The sequence below is a fragment of the Pseudomonas sp. GZJR-8 genome, from assembly GCF_002916705.1.
GTDB lineage: Bacteria > Pseudomonadota > Gammaproteobacteria > Pseudomonadales > Pseudomonadaceae > Aquipseudomonas > Aquipseudomonas synxantha_A.
The window spans coordinates 596,333-610,539 of the sequence record NZ_JXSI01000002.1 but is presented as its reverse complement, the minus strand read 5'-3'; the positions used below and the strand labels follow the sequence as shown (position 1 = coordinate 610,539).

10 protein-coding genes are annotated in these 14,207 nt (G+C 58.9%); 7 read left to right on the top strand and 3 right to left on the bottom strand.

Annotated features, from left to right (window positions below; translation table 11 throughout):
* Positions 1-22: 22 nt before the first annotated feature.
* Together TK42_RS06095 and TK42_RS06090 are read right to left on the bottom strand one after the other, a co-directional pair.
* Complete coding sequence (locus tag TK42_RS06095) at positions 23-583, bottom strand: phosphoribosyltransferase family protein (RefSeq protein WP_005789578.1); 561 nt, start codon at positions 581-583, stop codon at positions 23-25.
* Positions 561-1,538 (bottom strand): cysteine synthase family protein, encoded by a 978-nt coding sequence (locus TK42_RS06090; protein WP_248161688.1) that lies wholly within the window; start codon positions 1,536-1,538, stop codon positions 561-563. The genes TK42_RS06095 and TK42_RS06090 overlap by 23 nt, the downstream gene beginning before the upstream one ends.
* 346 nt (positions 1,539-1,884) lie before the next feature.
* Between TK42_RS06090 and TK42_RS06085 the strand changes: the two genes are divergently transcribed.
* Positions 1,885-2,961 carry an aldo/keto reductase gene (locus TK42_RS06085; protein ID WP_103733819.1) on the top strand — a complete coding sequence of 359 codons (1,077 nt, stop codon included), beginning with the start codon at positions 1,885-1,887 and terminating at the stop codon, positions 2,959-2,961.
* Between the two features lie 295 nt (positions 2,962-3,256).
* Entirely contained in the window at positions 3,257-4,462 is a 1,206-nt protein-coding gene (locus TK42_RS06080) for a DUF1835 domain-containing protein (protein WP_103733818.1), read from the top strand.
* A gap of 15 nt (positions 4,463-4,477) precedes the next feature.
* Here TK42_RS06080 and TK42_RS06075 read toward each other — a convergent pair whose 3' ends face one another.
* Positions 4,478-4,999, bottom strand: a complete 522-nt coding sequence (locus tag TK42_RS06075; RefSeq protein ID WP_103733817.1) for a chemotaxis protein CheY — start codon at positions 4,997-4,999, stop codon at positions 4,478-4,480.
* Between the two features lie 198 nt (positions 5,000-5,197).
* Between TK42_RS06075 and TK42_RS06070 the strand changes: the two genes are divergently transcribed.
* From TK42_RS06070 to TK42_RS06050, 5 genes are all read left to right on the top strand, one after another.
* Positions 5,198-5,887 (top strand): molecular chaperone, encoded by a 690-nt coding sequence (locus TK42_RS06070; protein WP_005789586.1) that lies wholly within the window; start codon positions 5,198-5,200, stop codon positions 5,885-5,887.
* 23 nt (positions 5,888-5,910) lie between these two features.
* The gene (locus tag TK42_RS06065; RefSeq protein WP_103733816.1) at positions 5,911-6,894 is read left to right on the top strand and encodes a fimbrial protein; all 984 of its coding nucleotides are present in this window, start codon (positions 5,911-5,913) and stop codon (positions 6,892-6,894) included.
* 57 nt (positions 6,895-6,951) lie between these two features.
* The gene (locus TK42_RS06060; RefSeq protein ID WP_103733815.1) at positions 6,952-9,750 is read left to right on the top strand and encodes an ATP-binding protein; all 2,799 of its coding nucleotides are present in this window, start codon (positions 6,952-6,954) and stop codon (positions 9,748-9,750) included.
* Positions 9,737-10,930, top strand: a complete 1,194-nt coding sequence (locus tag TK42_RS06055) for an EAL domain-containing protein (protein ID WP_005789591.1) — start codon at positions 9,737-9,739, stop codon at positions 10,928-10,930. The genes TK42_RS06060 and TK42_RS06055 overlap by 14 nt, the downstream gene beginning before the upstream one ends.
* Positions 10,931-11,010: 80 nt before the next feature.
* Positions 11,011-14,184, top strand: a complete 3,174-nt coding sequence (locus TK42_RS06050; RefSeq protein ID WP_103733856.1) for a hybrid sensor histidine kinase/response regulator — start codon at positions 11,011-11,013, stop codon at positions 14,182-14,184.
* Positions 14,185-14,207 lie beyond the last annotated feature (23 nt).

The following is a 14,207-nucleotide window of genomic DNA, read 5'->3' as shown; positions in this document are numbered from 1 at the left end:
TTAGCCACCCGCGCGCGCATTTTCATTCAACCGTTACTCGATCTTCGCTCACCAACACTTTCAAAATAGTTTTAACGGTAATCCCAGTCGCACCTACTACATTCTCAACCCCAAAATTCCCAACCTTCTCTACAGCGCAGACAACATCTGCCACTTCACCACCCGCCCCTTTCACAGCGTCTACCAGCGCAATTACCGCACCGCCGGAACTTAGCGTATCGTCAATGATGATGACTCGATCGCCAACTTCGACGCCGTTGAGATACAACTGTCCCTTGTAGTATTCGGAGTCAATATCGACCACTTGCTCATTGAAACCACCAAGACTGTAGGAATACCACCTGGCCATGGCTAAAGGTATACCCGTCAACAATGAGACCGTGGTTGCCAACGCGGCCCCCTTATCTTCCTCGGTGACAATTTTCGAAACGTCACGCTCCATGACTTTGATGATTTTATGCGCGACCTCAATTAAAACTTCCGGCCGCAAAGCAGGTATCTGATCCGTAAACTCATTGACCGTAGTCAGAGATTTTCCAGATCTCACAACTTTAGCTTTTTTATAAATTTCTTCCAGCAACATGGCGCACCTCACTGTACTCAGGATAAAACCCATCCCAGCGACTCGCATACTTCCAAGAGCTATCAAAAAATAACGTGACTATGTTCTTGCGTTTATGCGCTTGAACGATCTCGTCACACATCAGTAGATTGGCTCCGCAGGTTGGTCCAATGGGTATTTTTTCTGACGCGATGAAGTGCTTCATCCGAGCCCAAGCGTCGACATCATCAATCACTCGTATTTCATCAACTAGACCGGAGTCTGTATTCGCTGATAAAACTCCTGCGCCCAAACCCATCAAATTGTGCGAGCGATGATTGAACGCCAAATTATTTCTTTGCGCAAACAGAGGCGCAGAGTTGCTAACCTCCAGCGCTATTGTTTTAATCCCGCTGTACGTTTGCTTCAATACCTCAGCGATTCCAGAAAAAGTGCCGCCCGTACCGATTGAGCACACGAAGAAATCCGGCACGATATTTTGTGCACTCAACTGTTTCACGATTTCTTTCCCACAGCACCGCCAACTGTCTTTATTCAACAGGCTATTAGACTGATCCAGATAATAAAACTCTTCCGATGAGTTCTCGGATAGATACGCTTTTGCTTGGAGAACTGCTCCCGTCAAAAAAGACTCTTTTGGAGTCTCTACTATATCCGCCCCATAGGTACGTATTTGTGTTTTCCGCTCCTCGGTCATACCTTCAGGCATGAATATCTTTACGCCGTATCCCTTCAACCTGCCGATCCAAGCGAGTGCAGCCCCTCCGTTCCCAGTAGAACAGTCAATTAGCGTCATACCAGGTTTAAGGACGCCTGCCTTCTCCAATTTATTGATAATATTTAAATAGGTGCGATCCTTATGACTTCCCGATGGATTCAAGTACTCACACTTAGAGAAAACCCTATTTCCATTCACAGAAAGTGTTGCCAATTCGAGTAGCGGCGTATTACCAATATCTTTCAGCTCCATTTCCATGCCTCAGCGACTCGTCAATGAATTCAAACGCTAGCAAATCATTTCGACAAATAATAGCTAGCCGAACGGATAGGTAATAGAAAACATTTGGCCACCTATCCATTAAGGGAAATGTATGTAGGAACGCCCCGACAACAGCAGATAAACCACGTAATAACTAGCAATTTATTACGTACAAAAAAGACTTTTCGTACGGGACTCGCCATCTTCAATAGCAGTGCGCCCTGCCAAATCCCGTGGCCGCAATGGTGCGGCGCCCCCCTCAGACGATTTTTCATTAAAAAATTCAAACTATCGCCCTTCCCATCGTTCACACCTTCACGTGCAACGTTAAGTAGGAGGCGACATGCAATACCGACAACTGGGTCATTCCGGCCTGCTGGTATCGGAAATCATCCTGGGCACCGTGCCCTTTGGCGGTCGTGCGGAGTTCGAAAAATGCGGCGCAGTGGACGTGCCCTTGGCCAAGCGTATGTTCGATATCGCGTTCGATGCCGGGGTGAATATGGTCGACACCGCCGATCTTTACTCCCACGGCTTGGCCGAAGAGGTCGTCGGCAAAGCCTTGGGCGACAAGCGCAACGATATTCTGCTGGCGACCAAGGGCCGCAGCCCGGTGGACCAGAACCCGAACAATTCCGGCTCATCGCGCTATCACTTGATTCGCGCCTGTGAAGCCAGTTTGAAGCGTTTGGGCACCGACCATATCGACCTGTACCAACTGCATAACTGGGACGGCATGACGCCCATCGAAGAGACCCTCGAAGCCCTGCGTCTGTTAGTCGGCTCGGGAAAGATCCGTTACTTCGGCACCAGCAACTTCACCGCCTGGCAGATGATGAAAACCCTGGGCAAGGCTGAGCTGCACGGCATGCTCAAGCCCATCACCCAGCAGATCTACTACACCCCGGAATCCCGTGAAGCCGAGTACGAATTGCTGCCGTTGGCCTTGGACCAGCACGTCGGTACTTTGGTATGGGGCCCGATGGGCGAAGGCTTGCTGACCGGCTCGACCCGACGCGGGCATAAGCCGCCGGCAAATACGCGCCAGGGCAGCGGCTGGCCGGAACCCTATGTGCATGACCAGGAGCGTGCCCTGGACATTATCGAAACCCTTGCCGCCGTCGGTGATGAGCATGGCGTCTCGGTCGCCCGTACCTGCCTGGCCTGGCTCAAGGATCGGCCGGGGATCACCTCGCTGATCGTCGGAGCGCGTACCGAAGAGCACCTGCGCGATAACCTTGCCGCGACTGAACTGAAGCTGACCGAGGAACAATCCTCACGCATCGAGGCGGTCACGCGTCGCCAGCCGCTGTACCCCTACTGGCATCGCTTTACGGCCGGGATTGATCGTTTTGATCCTGCGGAACAGCCGTTCCTGGCCGAGCACCAGAAGACCATGGATGCGCGCAAGGACAAGTAAACACAGCCCTTAATGTGGGAGCGAGCTTGCTCGCGAAAGACGTCATCGATAACGCCTAGTTCCTGATTAAACGTGGCGCCTGTGCGTTTTTCGCAAGCAAGCTCGCGCCTACAAAGAACGTTAAGCCCGCGCCCACATTTTCGGGTTGCACCGAATAGCAATGCTGCCTATATTTGCCGCCTGGCGCTCTCTACGCCACCTTCCGCGGAAAGGGCTGCGCCCAGGACATCACAGCTCTACCTCATTTCTACGACTCCCAACCTTAAAGCGGAAAAGGTTCGAACAAGGAGCTCGTATGTCGCAACGCCCTTTCGCCTCAAACACCGACGGCCGCCTCAACCTTGAGCAACAGCGCAAGCGCGCCAAGGAACTGTTGTCGCGCCTGAAAAGCCAAGACCCCAGCGCAATCTTGTCCCAGGCTCAGTGGCAGCTTGCCAAACAGCTGGGCTTCGCCAGTTGGCCCAAGCTCAAGGCCCATGTCGACGCCCTTGACTTTGCCGCCCGCCACCCTGGTTTCGAGGCCAGCGATGAATCCCGCACCACCCATTGGCGGTGTGGCAATGATATTGCCCACAGCCTGCAACTGGCCGGGTTCAAGGGCCAGTTCCGGATGCTCACGGACCCGTTGTGCATGGGGCCAGTGCGTGAACTGCCAAGCGAAGCGTTCCGCGCGATGCGCAGTACTTTTATCAGTCAGGCCTTTGCCCTTGACTCCACGGAAGTTGCGCATCGCGTCAACGATGAATACGACCAACTACAAACCTTGGCCAATACCGATCACAGTGTGCTGTGGTGCGAGGCGGACGCCTACGACCAACTGTTTCTGGTGCGCGCCCTGGCTGGCCTTGAGCAGGCGCCGCGCAAGCTGGAGCTGATTGAGGCCGACCGCATTCCCGGGGTCGAGCGATTTATCGGCATAGGCCAATTGGCCCCCGATGTGCTGGCCTGGCTCTGGCCGCAGCGGCGTTTGATTGACGACAACGCAGTGCAATTAGCCAAACGCACCTGGGCGGCTTATTGCGACAGCTCACCGCTCAAGCTCGCGGAACTGGCCCATGGCAATCACCCTGCCCTGCCTTTTCTGGCACCGGCGTTACGGCGCCAGCTACAGGAGTTGCCGGGTATCGAGGACGGTTTGTCGCTGACTGAACGTTTGTCCCTGAGGTATATCGCCGAGGCCGGGCCTGTGCCTTTCGGCCGGGTGTTTGCCGAGTTGATGGCCAAGCGCGAGCCACTGCCTTTCCTGGGCGACATGATGTTCCATGCGCTGCTGCGCCCATTGATTGATGGGGCGGCGCCGCTGCTGATCGAGTCCGAAACGGGCGTGGAGTGGCCGCGCCGCGTATTGGCGTTGACGCCACTGGCACAGCAGGTGCTGGACGGCGACGCCTGCTGGCTGGACCACGCCAGCCATGAGCGTTGGGTCGGCGGTGTGTGTCTGCGGCCACGGCAACCTCATTGGGCACTGGGCCTTGATGATCTGCCCGTCTGGCGTGACTGATGCTGCGCGATACGCTCAGCGCTTGGGAAACAACCCCACGGCACATGCCACCACAGTCGGGTCGCCCTGGTAGACCGCCCGCGGGCTCATCGAAGGCTGGGGCGCTCGGCCGTCCACGGCGCGCAGCATGGGCCAGTCAGCGGTCGGGGAACTGTGCGCCGGATCAACAATTTCCATGCAGCGACGCAGGGAGTTGAAGTCGGGCGATTGTGACAACGACAGGTGCAGGGTCTGGCTGACCGAGACCGACACCACAGAGCGCTGCGCACATTGCCCGTCATAGATCAGCGTATGGCGGATCAACGGGTTGTCATGGCAGTACTTGAGCAGGTTGACCTGCCGTGAGTGCACTAGCGCAGTGTTGATGATCAGCAGGTCAAACGCCACAACGCCCGAGCGTGTCAGTGCCTGCAACTCGTCGAACGAACTCAACGGCGCGATGCGGTGATAGCCCAGCTGGTTGAGCATTTTCTCGATCTTGATCCGTTGCAAAAGCTCCGCATCGGCAATCAGAAGGCGTAACGCTTTATTGGACATAGGGTAAACCTGACAGTTGGGCATCCGCGTCGATCATTCAACGCTGAGCAAAGTAACCGTCAGGGGTGAACCCTGACTTTAAGGCGATTCTGAAACGGCAATCCGGGGCACACCGTACTTTTAAGAATCGCCTCAAAGCCTTCGCGCCACTCGCCACCTACCATGAGCTGCGTTCCCTTACCCGACCATGGAATTGCCGTGTTCATGTTTCTACTCAGAATGGTGCTGCTGGCCTGCGGCCTGCTGGTGCTTGCGCCCCCGCCTGCCGATGCGGCGCTGAAGATTGAAGGCACCCGCCTGATCTATTTCGGCCAGGACAAGGCCGCCGGTATCAGTGTGGTCAACCAGGCCTCGCGGGAAGTGGTGGTGCAAACCTGGATCACCGGCGAGGACGAATCAGCCGACCGCACCGTGCCCTTTGCCGCCACCGAGCCATTGGTACAACTGGGCGCCGGGGAGCATCACAAGCTGCGCATCCTGTATGCCGGTGAGGGCTTGCCCAGCGATCGCGAATCGCTGTTCTGGCTCAATATCATGGAGATCCCGCTCAAGCCCGAAGACCCCAACAGCGTGCAATTCGCGATCCGCCAGCGGCTCAAGCTGTTCTACCGGCCCCCCGCACTCCAGGGCGGCTCGGCCGAGGCGGTGCAGCAATTGGTATGGAGCAGCGACGGGCGCACGGTAACCGTCAACAACCCCAGCGCCTTCCACCTGTCGCTGGTCAACCTGCGAACCGACAGCCAGACGCTCAGCGATTACCTGCTGCTCAAGCCCCATGAACGCAAAACCCTGACCGCGCTCGACGCTGTGCCCAAGGGCGCCACTCTCCACTTCACCGAAATCACCGATATCGGTTTGCAAGCCCGTCATAGCACGGCGCTCAACTGATAAAACACGGGGTATTTGAACCGATGTCACTGACCAAACGCTGTTTACCGCTTCTGGTGTTGACCTGCGCGGTCTTGCCCGCCACCAGCTACGCACTGGCCTGCCGCGAGGACGGCACCAACTCGATCATCACCCAGGAAGCGCTGGGCACGGCGCTGGCCGTCGCCGCCGATGCACCCAACGGCACCATCATTTGGGAATCCGGCCCGCGCTCGACCAATGTCATCTGCAAGGACGACTACCTCCACGGCCGTGAGGAAGTGTATTTCTACGTCAACCCGGCCAGCGTGAGTATCGGCACCGGGATTCGCGTGGGCATTCGCTATAACAACCAACCGATTACCCAAAGCACCGGTAAGGTCGGTACCGGTTTCTTCTCCGACCGAGGCTGCAATTTGTCCAACTGCGTGGGCTGGGACAAGGCGCGCTTCACCCTCAATTTCAGCGTGTTCATCGAGAAGTACGACCCCACGCCACCGAGCGGCCAGGCCAGCACGCTGACCTCTTACCGCGTGTTCCAACTGGACGGCGTGCGCGGGCTCAACTCACGACCCAACAGCAACTTCAATTATGTGGTCACCGGCATGAACGATATCCGCTTCGTGCCTTGCACTCCCGAACTGACCATCAGCCCCAGCGTGGTCAACTTCCCCACACCCTCGCGCAAGGCCTCGATCGGTGAAGTCGCCAGCAGCGCGAACTTCAGCCTGAACCTGCGCAAGGGCTGCGACACGCCCTATACCGTCAGCGCACGCTTCGCCACCACGCCGGGCGGCGGCAGTGTGAACAATGGCCTGCTGGTGCCGGACAACAACAGCTCAGTCGGCATCTCGCTGTCTCGCGCCGAGAGCCAGCAGCAACTGCCCTTCAACAACTGGTTCACGCTGCAGGAACTGATGGGCCTGGGCCAGAGCCACGATGAATTCCGCGCCGACCTCAAGTGGCGCACCCTACCGATTCCCGGAGCGTTCGACGCTGCCGTGGTGGTGGATATGTACTACAAGTAGGTGATTTTTAAGGATCGTCTTATGCCACCGGCAAAGGCCGAGACGTAAAGTCTGCCGATGCGATTGAAAAGTTATCTGCTCCAGATCAACCCCGTCCTCTCCCGACCCGAAGCAGCCAGAAGGCTGCTTCGTATTTTTGCGACTGTGCTGCTGGTAGGCATCCTCAGCGGGGTCTATACCTTTTTGCTGTCGACCTTCAACAACGACATCTCCCAGCGCCGCGGCTACATGAGCAGCGCCATTGCCGAAGCCCATACCTTTTTCACCAACCGCCAAGCCCTGCTCGAAAGCCTGAGCCTGTCGGCAGTGCGCAAGCAGTCCAGGGTCTATCCGTCCTCGGCCGAAGAACAACACCTGGAATTAGGCGACACATCAGGCAACCAGTGGAGCATCTGGCTGACCGCACGCATGCGCGACTACCTCAAGGCCAAACAGCTTAACCTGCTCTATGTCAACGCCGGCCCCAACCCGCAAGTGATGCGCCTTTACGACGCCACCCCGCAGGTATTGCCGATTTCCAAATGCATGCTCAACCGCCTCAAGGCCCTGCAGCACACCGACCCGGCCACGCTTAACGAACTTTGGCTGAGCGACAGGACTGAACAGCACTCGCACCTGTATATCTTCATCCGCCTGGACGAGCGTGATCGCGACTCCGGCTGGCTCGGCCTGGAGATGGATAGCCGTGAAGTCTCCTCGACACTCAGCGACCAGAGCGCCGGTGAGTTCATGATGCTCAATTCCCAGGGCATGCTGGTGTTCACCAACAGCACCGATACACAGTTGAGCCAGCAACACCTGAGGCCCGGCGAAGACAGTTTTTTCGGTTTTGTCGGCAACGGCTGGCTACCCGACCATCTGGTAATTCGCAAACACCTGAAGTCCTCTGAGTGGCAGTTGATGTACTCCATCGACCTGCGTGCGGTGGTCACCGGCTTGTGGAAACAGCTGCTCGGTTCGCTGCTATTCTGCCTGTTCAGCCTGACACTGATCTGGCTGGTGATGCGCCGCGTCGACCAGCGTTTCATCATTCCGTCGATCCATCGCATCCAGGCGTTGATTGAAAGCGAAGCCTTCGGCCGCGATGTGATCCAGACCGCCCCCGTGGCCCTCTGCGTGCTGCGCCGCACCGACGGCCAGGTGGTACTGGAAAACACCCTGGCCCAGCAATGGCTGGGTAACGGGCCGGAGCGCGAGGCGCTGCGCGCCGGCTGGATCGAGCAAGCCTTTGCCAACGGACCTTCCGAGCGCAGTGACTACTTTGAAACCATCGACGGCCGTCACCTGTACCTGAGCAGTGCACCGACCCGCTACAAAGGCGAAGACGTACTGTTTTGCGCCTTCAGTGACATCAGTGCGCGCAAGCAGGTCGAGGCAGCGCTGGAAGAGGCGCGGCAATCGGCGGACGCAGCCAACGCGGCAAAAACTCTGTTCCTGGCGACCATGAGCCATGAAATCCGTACACCGCTGTATGGCGTGCTGGGCACCCTGGAACTGCTGGCGCGCACGCAACTGGATGCACAACAAAAGGACTACCTGCAGGCGATCGAAGGCTCATCGTCGACCTTGCTGCAACTGATCTGCGATGTGCTGGACGTATCAAAGATCGAAGCCGGGCAGCTGGCACTGGAGATGAGCGAGTTCTCGCCGCTGGACCTTGTGCATGAAATCATCCAGGGCTACGCCGCAGCGGCCCACGCCAAGGGCCTGCAGCTGTATGCCTGCTTCGATCCCAAGTTGCCGGAACGGCTGATCGGTGACGTGACGCGCATCCGCCAGATTCTCAATAACCTGCTCAACAACGCGGTGAAATTTACCGACTATGGGCGCGTGGTGCTGCGGGTCAAAGTGCTGGGCCGCGACGGCGAACGCTCCAGCCTGTTGTGGCAAGTCTCAGACACCGGCAAAGGTATCGCCCAGGAAGACCAGGCGATGATCTTCGAGCCGTTTTACCAGAGTGAAGGCAATACCAATGTGGTTGCCGGCACCGGCCTGGGCCTGCCGATTTGCCAGCGTCTGACGGAGTTGATGAACGGCAATATCCGCATGGTCAGCGAACTCGGCCTGGGTAGCAGTTTCAGCCTGATCCTGCCGTTGGAGGAAGCATCTGTTGCACCGATGACACCGTTGCTGGCCGAGACCATTTACGTGGCCTCGCCGATCCCGGAACTGGCAAACGCGATCGCCGGCTGGTTGCGCCGTTGGGGCGCAAGGGCCCAGGCCGGCTTGCCGACGCTGGCGGACACGCATCTGCTGTTGCAAGTGCACCCCGGCAGCGTCGACCCGTTGCTGGTGCCCGAGTGGCCCGGGCCGGTGATTCACGTAAGCAGCAACGCCTGCCCCGGCGTAGAAGCCGACGCCGGCGCCTGGCACGTCAACCTCAACCACCTGGGGGCTATTCATCAGGCCGTGAGCCAGGCGCAAGGGCTATGGGTGGCCCGCGCCGATGAGCAAACGCACCGGCGGGACCTGAACAAACTCAACCTGCACCTGCTGGTGGCCGAGGACAACATCATCAACCAGCTGATTTTGCGTGATCAACTCGAAGAACTCGGCTGCACCGTGGAGCTGGCGGCCGACGGTCAGCAAGCGTTACAGCTCTACACCGCCGGCAATTTCGACGTGGTGTTGACGGATGTGAACATGCCCCATATCAACGGCTATGAACTGGCGCGTGAACTGCGTCGACAGGGCTGCACGTTGCCGATTATCGGGGCCACCGCCAACGCCATGCGCGGCGAGGCCGACCTGTGCCTGGCCGCCGGCATGAACCATTGCCTGGTCAAACCCTTTGCGTTGCGGGCTCTATTCAACTCCCTGGCGCCTTATGCACGGATCCCCCATGAAGCCCCTTAGTATTCTGATTGTCGAGGACCATCCCCTGCAGCATATCTACCTGCAGAACCTGCTCAGCGAGTTGGGAGATTTCCTGCTCGAAACCGCCGAGGATGGCAAAGAAGCGCTGGAGCGCCTGCGCCAGCGGGACTTCGACCTGGTACTGACCGACCTGCTGATGCCCGGCATGGACGGCGTGCAGTTTATCCAGTGCCTGGCCAGCCTGCGCTGCAAACCGGCGTTGGCGATCATGAGTGCGGCGTCACGGCGCATGTTGATGGGAGCCAGCCTGGTGGCGAAAAACCTCGATGTGGAAGTGATCGGGTTGATCTCCAAACCCGTGAACGCCGAGGCCTTGCGCACTCTGATCGACCAGCTCAGAAACAAGGTGCGCAAGCCCGCCCCCGAACTACCCGAGCACATGGACATCGACCGTCACACGCTGGTGCAGGCCATGAGCAGCGGCCAGTTCCAGGCCTGGTTCCAGCCGAAAAAATCCCTGGCCAACGGCCGTATCGTCGCCGCCGAAGCCCTGGTGCGCTGGATGCACCCCGAGCAAGGCGTGATGCTGCCTGCCGCGTTCCTGCCGGCGATCAAGGCGTTCGAACTGGAGGAGCGGCTGTTGTGGCTGGTGCTCAAGCAAGCGATCCACGCCCAGGAACACTGGCGCCAGCGCGGCTATGAAATTCCAGTGTCGATCAACCTGCCGACCCACTTGCTCAACAGCCATGACCTGGCAGACCGTTTGCTGGAGTTCGTGCTGCACCACAATGGTATCCCGGGCATGATCTGCTTTGAGTTGATGGAGTGTTCGGTGCCGCAGGACATCAGCAACTTCTACGCCGGCGCCTGCCGATTGCGGATCAAGGGGTTCGGTTTGTCCCAGGATGATTTCGGCAAGGGCTACAGCTCCTACCTCAATCTGGTGTCCACGCCCTTTACCGAACTGAAGATCGACCAGGCACTGGTGCAGGGCAGTCACGACAACGAAGGCATCGCCCAGGCATTGGCGAGCATTATCGCGCTGGGCCGCAAGTTGGGTCTGACGGTGGTCGCCGAGGGCGTGGAAACCCCGCAGCAATTGGCGCTGCTGCGCAAAATCGACTGCAATCAGGTGCAGGGTTTCCTGATCTCTCACGCCGTGTCTTCGGACCAATTTCAGCAACTACTGAACAATGATGGCCCCGCGACATCTCACTAGCTGGCGGCCCCGGATTACTTGCCCTTTAAAGGAGTAAGCAGCATCCAGTGCCGATTTTTCCTGCGCCTGCGGACCCCCTGATGAAGCACAACAACGCGATCCTCGAAGCCTTTACCCGCAGCTCATTGCGCCTGAACAAGGGCTTGATGGTCCTGATGGGAATTGCTTTGCTACTGGTACTGACCAATTACTGGTCTCTGCAAAGGGGCGTCGAAATCCGGTACGGCGCCATGCGCTTTCACTTTGCGCGACTGATGGAAAATCTCTCAGATCAGCAAACCTACCTCAAGAGCCTGACGCATCCCGGCATCCAGGCCGAACTGCTGCACGCCACCCACGTGCAGATCAGCCTCAAGAGCCGCATGGTCGACAACCGCCGCACGTTGTACGAAGGCCAGAAGTATTCGTTTTCGGTACCGTTCAGCATCAAGTTCGATGAACAGCAGATCGGCGCCGCCGCCAGACCGCCGATTTTTGCCCTGGGCGCGCACCTGACCAGTTACTACAGCGCCTTCTGGTCCTCGTCGCCGTACGAGGCGCCGCAAACCTCTCTGCTCAATCGTCAGGCGAACTACACCATCACTGTTCCGTCCGTGGGCTATCAGCACCGGGAAAGCCCCGAGGATACCGACAACCCCGTGGCGCGAGTCAACGCTGTGCAGCAAATCCTCGCACAGACACCGCAGCCGCTTGAGCAGAATCGGGTGTATTGGCAGGCCGGACCCGAACCCGAATATTTGCTGGCCTACATCGGCCTGCCACTCGACGCACAGGGCCAGGCAGTGATCGGCACCCTGCTCGACGTGTCGCAGGTCGACGATGTACAGCGCGCATTGAATCACTCGGCGTTTGATCGCTTCACCCTGATTGGCCCTGACGGCAGCCGGTTGATCGGGCCTACCATCCAGGCGCAGCTCAGCGACGGTGTGCATTTCACGGCCAACGGCATTGAATTCAAGATAACCCAGGCCGGCGACCAGCCCTGGAGCGCGGTCTATGGCCTGAACTACTCGCACTTCTTTCACTCCGCATTGTGGCCGTTGAGCACCTTGGCTTTGCTGCTGTTCAGCCTGATCACCCTGGGTTGGGCCGGCAGTCGCTGGTATCGGCGCCAGGTGATTACGCCGGCGCAACTGGCCCACGAACGCATTGCCGAAAGCGTGGCATTCAGCCGCGTGATCATCGACACCGCCCCCACCGGGTTATGCGTGGTGCGACGTAGCGATGGCAAGGTGTTGATCGAAAACCAGCGGGCCCAGCAATGGCCGGGTACCGCACGTTTGGTGGCGGCCATGGCCGGTAAGCACGACATGGCTGAGAGCGGAGAAACGCATCTGGAGATCGAGGGCCGGCACCTGCAGATCGGCTTTGTGTCGACCCGCTATCAGGCTGAAAACGTGCGCCTGTACGCTTTCAACGATATTACCCGGCATATCGAAGATGCCCAGTCCCTGGAGGAAGCGCGTCACGCCGCCGATGCGGCCAGCGAGGCCAAGACGTTGTTCCTGGCAACGATGAGCCATGAAATCCGCACGCCGCTGTATGGCGTGCTCGGCACCCTCGAATTACTCGGTCTGACGAACCTTGACCCACACCAGAAGGCCTACCTTCACACCATCCAGCGCTCGTCCGCCACGCTGTTCCAACTGATCAGCGATGTGCTGGATGTCTCGAAGATCGAGTCCGGGCAAATGGCGATAGAAGCTGTGGAGTTCTGCCCGCTGGACATGCTCGAAGACACCCTGCACACCTACGCCGCTTTCGCCCAGCGCAAGGGGCTGCAGCTCTATAGCTGCATTGACCCGCAGTTGCCGGACTGCGTGATGGGCGACCCGATGCGCATCCGCCAGATTCTCAATAACCTGGTCAGCAACGCGATCAAATTCACCGATTTCGGGCGCGTGGTGATTCGTGCCAGGGTGACGGGGCGCGACGCCAATCATGTCGACCTGCAATGGCAAGTCACCGACTCGGGCGTAGGCATCCCCGAGGCGCAGCAGGCCAAGCTCTTCGATGTGTTCTACCAGGCGCCGGACACCGCCAGCGAAGGTGGCGCCGGGCTTGGCCTACCGATCTGCCGGTGGCTGGCGCAGATGATGGACGGCGAGATCCGTGTGGTCAGCGAGCCTGGGCTGGGCAGCAGCTTTACGTTGAAAATGCGCCTGCCGCTGTGTGGCGGCACACTCACCAACCTGCCGCTGATCGAACCCAGCCCGACGCCGGTATACGTACAGGCACCGGTACGCGAACTGGCGCAGGCGATGAGTGACTGGCTCAACCGCCTAGGCATTACCGCCGCCCTGGCGGCGACCACCCAAGACAAAGACAACCACCATGCAGTGCTGGTGGACCTGTTGCCCAGGGAGCCCGCCAGGCCATGGGTCGGCCAGCGCGTGCTGTGCCTGCCGGGTGCGCACAGCCCGCCGCTGCACACGGCGCAAGGCTGGGTGGTGGATCTGCACGACGTGCGCGCCCTCGCCGCCACCGTGTCACTGGCGCAGCATGGCAAGCATGAGCAGCCGACGCCGACCCGACCACAAAGCGCGGGGCGGTTGGGGCTGCGCATCCTGGTGGCCGAGGACAACCCGGTCAACCAGGCGATCATCAAGGAGCAGTTGGAGGCACTCGGTTGCTCAGTGAGCCTGGCCGCCAACGGCGAGCAGGCGTTGCAATTGTGGCAACCCCAGGCTTTCGACCTGGTACTGACCGACGTGAATATGCCGTTGATGAATGGGTACGAGCTGGCCAGAATCCTGCGCGAACATGACCCTCAGTTGCCGATTATCGGCGTGACCGCCAATGCGATGCGTGAGGAAGGCGTGCGTTGCCTGGCGGTGGGCATGAACGCCTGGATCGTCAAGCCCTTGAGCCTGCAAACCCTGCGTGGCCAGTTGATCAAGCTGTGCAAGGTCCAGCCCCCGGTTGAGCCTGCCGCGTCGGTATTCGACGACAGTGTGCAACTGTCGGACAAGATGCGCCCGCTGTTCATCAGCAGCGTGCAGCAGGACATACAGCGCATCGGTGTGGCTCTGGCACAGCGTGATACCCGCAACCTCGGCCAATTGCTGCATTCGATCGCCGGCGCCCTGGGTGCTGTTCAGGCCCTCAGCCTGGCCCAGGCGTGCATCGAACTGGAAAGCGCCCTTGACCGCGGCAGCCTCGACACAACGCTTGAGCTCAAGGTGAAGACTGTGATGCGGCGTCTGTCGGCCGTTCTGGAGACTCTCCAGCCCGGGCATTCTTCACTCACTTGAACTGGCACTACGGACGGCCCTTT

Coding starts and splice junctions, on each gene's coding strand:
- TK42_RS06095 (WP_005789578.1), bottom strand. CDS start 583: ATGTTGCTGGAAGAAATTTATAAAAAAGCTAAAGTTGTGAGATCTGGA.
- TK42_RS06090 (WP_248161688.1), bottom strand. CDS start 1,538: ATGGAAATGGAGCTGAAAGATATTGGTAATACGCCGCTACTCGAATTG.
- TK42_RS06085 (WP_103733819.1), top strand. CDS start 1,885: ATGCAATACCGACAACTGGGTCATTCCGGCCTGCTGGTATCGGAAATC.
- TK42_RS06080 (WP_103733818.1), top strand. CDS start 3,257: ATGTCGCAACGCCCTTTCGCCTCAAACACCGACGGCCGCCTCAACCTT.
- TK42_RS06075 (WP_103733817.1), bottom strand. CDS start 4,999: ATGTCCAATAAAGCGTTACGCCTTCTGATTGCCGATGCGGAGCTTTTG.
- TK42_RS06065 (WP_103733816.1), top strand. CDS start 5,911: ATGTCACTGACCAAACGCTGTTTACCGCTTCTGGTGTTGACCTGCGCG.
- TK42_RS06060 (WP_103733815.1), top strand. CDS start 6,952: ATGCGATTGAAAAGTTATCTGCTCCAGATCAACCCCGTCCTCTCCCGA.
- TK42_RS06055 (WP_005789591.1), top strand. CDS start 9,737: ATGAAGCCCCTTAGTATTCTGATTGTCGAGGACCATCCCCTGCAGCAT.
- TK42_RS06050 (WP_103733856.1), top strand. CDS start 11,011: ATGAAGCACAACAACGCGATCCTCGAAGCCTTTACCCGCAGCTCATTG.